The organism is Actinomadura montaniterrae (assembly GCF_008923365.1).
Lineage (GTDB): Bacteria > Actinomycetota > Actinomycetes > Streptosporangiales > Streptosporangiaceae > Spirillospora > Spirillospora montaniterrae.
The window spans coordinates 1-2,278 of the sequence record NZ_WBMR01000447.1 but is presented as its reverse complement, the minus strand read 5'-3'; the positions used below and the strand labels follow the sequence as shown (position 1 = coordinate 2,278).

Here is a 2,278-nt window from a genome sequence, read left to right as displayed (position 1 = left end):
CCTCCGGCGCCGGGGGCCGCGCCCGCTCCGGAGGTCGTGCCCGCTCCGGGGGCCGCGCCCGCTCCGGAGGGCCGGAACGTTCGCCGTCCTTGCGCAGCTGCAGGACCCCGAGGACGATCGTCGCCCCGAGCGAGGCGATCGAGATGCTGTTGGCGACCCAGTCCGTCACGCCCACAGTCTCGCGGCGGCGGAACCCGGTTGTCACCGCATTGGCACGTCCCGCCATGGCCGCCGGAGGACGCCCCCGGCGGCCATGGCGGGGCGCTCAGTGGACGCTGCGGTCCTGACCGTGCCAGTACGGGGCGCGGAGCTCCCGCTTGAGGATCTTGCCGGTGGGGTTGCGCGGGATCGCGTCCCGGCGCTCCGCCGACGTCGGGCACTTGAAGTGCGCGAGGCGCTCGCGGCAGTAGTCGATGATCTGCTGCTCGGGGACGTCCTCGGCCAGCACCACCAGGGCCTTCGGCGTCTCGCCCCACCGCTCGTCGGGCACGCCGATGACGGCGCAGTCGGTGACGGCGGGATGCCCCATCAGGACGTTCTCGACCTCGGCGGGGTAGATGTTCTCGCCCCCGGAGATGATCATGTCCTTGACCCGGTCGTGGATGTAGAGGTAGCCGTCCTCGTCGAGGTAGCCGGCGTCGCCCGTGCGGAACCAGTTGTCCTCCGACAGCGCGGACGCCGTCGCCTCCGCCATCCCCCAGTAGCCCTTCATGTTCTGCGCGGTCCGGCAGACGATCTCGCCGACCTGCCCGGCCGGCAGGTCCTCGCCCGTCGCCGGGTCGACGATCCGCAGCTCGCAGCCCGCGTTCGGCAGCCCGGCGCTGCGCAGCCGGCGCGCGTTCGGGCCGTCCGGGTCGTGGTCCTCGGCGGGCAGCATCGTGATCGCGCCGGTGACCTCCGTCAGCCCGTACACCTGCATGAAGCCGGTGCCCGGCAGCATCCGCATGGCGCCGCGCAGCACGTCCTCGCTGATCGGCGACGCCCCGTACAGCATCAGCTTGAGGCTGGACAGGTCGCACGCCGTCACCTCGGGGATCAGCGGCATGAACTGCAGCAGCACCGGGACGAGGAAGATGTGCGTGACGCGGTTCGCCTCGATCGCGCGCGCGATCTCCGTCGGGTCGGGCTCCCGGCTGATCACGCCGGTGATGCCGTTGTAGACGACGGAGACCGTCAGCACGTTGCCGGCCACGTGGTACATCGGCATCGCGACCATCAGGACGGTCTCGTCGTCGACGTCCCAGGCGTCGTTGGTGACCTCGAGCGCGGCGAGGAAGTTGTCGTGGGTGAGCATCACGCCCTTGGGCAGGCCCGTGGTGCCCGACGAGTAGAGCTGGACGAACACGTCCGACGTGGCGCCCTCGTAGGCGGGCGGCTCGGCGGGGGCGGCGTCCGTCCAGGTGGCGTAGTCGAGGTGGGCGTGCCCCTCGCCGCCGATGACGACGGTGTGCGTGGTGTGCTCGAGTTTCCCGGTGATCGCGTCGAGCACGGGGACGAACTCGGGCCCGACGATGAACACCTTCGCCTGCGCGTTGTTGACGATGTAGGCGACCTCGTCGGGCGCGAGCCGGTAGTTCACGGGCACCTGGACGGCGCCGATCCGCGCCGCGCCGAACAGCTGCTCGGCGTACTCGAGCGAGTTCTTGTCGAGGATCGCGACGCGGTCGCCGCGGCCGACGCCGGCGGCGGCGAGGGCGGCGGCGGCCCGGTCGGCGCGCCGGTCGAACTCGCGGTAGGTGAGGCTCGTGTCGCCCGCGATGTAGGCGACGCGGTCCGGCTGCGCGAGCGCCCGCTCGCGCAGCATCTCCGTCAGACCCGGCACGGTAGGTCCCTTCGCCGATGACCGCCTGGTTGTCCCGGCATCATGCGGTCATCGGCGAAGCCCCGGCAAGGGGGACGCGCTACCTGCTTCGGGCCATCTTGGACACGAGGGTCACCGCGAGGACGACGATGACCGCGACGAACCCGATGAAGAAGAAGAACTTCAGCATCGAGATGATCGCGCCGATCACCGTCATCAGCAGCCAGATCGCGAGGACCACGCCGACAATGGTCAGGATTGTCTTACCCATGCCCCTCACCGTATGCGGTCATCGCGGGCGGGGCATCACCCTTCAGTACGAGCCCTCACCCGCTACCTCTGGACGTTCGGCGGAGGTCAACCCTGAGGTCCGCCAGGGGAACCACCTGGGGTCATGCCGGGGGCGGCGGCTGGCTGCCGGGCGGCGGCGCGTCGAGCGGCGGGCCGGACGGCGGCGGGGGCTGGCCGCCCGGAGCG

General features: G+C 71.2%; 2 protein-coding genes. Both read right to left on the bottom strand.

The window, feature by feature from the left end; genetic code table 11:
• Positions 1–265: 265 nt before the first annotated feature.
• On the bottom strand, positions 266–1,822 hold the full coding sequence (locus tag F9B16_RS50150; RefSeq protein WP_192809412.1) for a long-chain-fatty-acid--CoA ligase: 1,557 nt from the start codon (positions 1,820–1,822) through the stop codon (positions 266–268).
• Between the two features lie 79 nt (positions 1,823–1,901).
• Positions 1,902–2,072: a hypothetical protein gene (locus F9B16_RS52125; protein ID WP_173097526.1), complete on the bottom strand. Its 171-nt coding sequence runs from the start codon at positions 2,070–2,072 to the stop codon at positions 1,902–1,904.
• Positions 2,073–2,278 lie beyond the last annotated feature (206 nt).